This is a genomic window from Frankia sp. Mgl5 (assembly GCF_023242985.1).
GTDB classification, from domain to species: Bacteria; Actinomycetota; Actinomycetes; order Frankiales; family Frankiaceae; genus Parafrankia; species Parafrankia soli.
In genome coordinates this window covers 1-433 of the sequence record NZ_JALKFY010000476.1, presented here as the reverse complement: position 1 = coordinate 433, position 433 = coordinate 1, and the positions used below count along the sequence as shown (strand labels likewise).

At 70.0% G+C, this 433-nt stretch carries 1 protein-coding gene; it reads left to right on the top strand.

What is annotated here, in order from left to right; translation table 11 throughout:
• A partial coding sequence (locus MXD62_RS10215) for a SpoIIE family protein phosphatase (RefSeq protein WP_248829088.1) occupies positions 1 to 328 on the top strand: 328 nt, incomplete at its 5' end.
• Positions 329 to 433: the final 105 nt, after the last annotated feature.

Below are 433 nucleotides of genomic sequence, written 5' to 3'. Positions count from 1 at the left end.
AACGATACGTCGCCCGCGAGATCTACAACGCCATCCCGCGCACCAGCCCACCGGCCACCGCGGCCACTGCGGCCACTGCGGCCACTTGACAACACAGGGGCGTCAGACCCGTTCCACACTCGCCCTCTACACCGACGGCATCGTCGAATCACCCACCGCCGACGTCAGCGAAGGCACCCAACACCTCCTGCGAGTCGTCGCCGAAACCACCGACCTGTCCACGACGGCCGGCCAGCTCCTGACCCTCCTCGACTCGTGCGACACCTACGACGACGCCACCGTTCTCCTAGCCCGCGCCAGCGACGCGCGCAGCGGGACTGCCTCGTAGCCGGCCGGATGGCCCCGATGGCTGGGATCCTGTTGAATTATTTGTCAGTCGCCAGCGGAGGGACGCCCCTGGTCGGGGGGGGGGGGGGGGGGGGGGCCCCCCGCC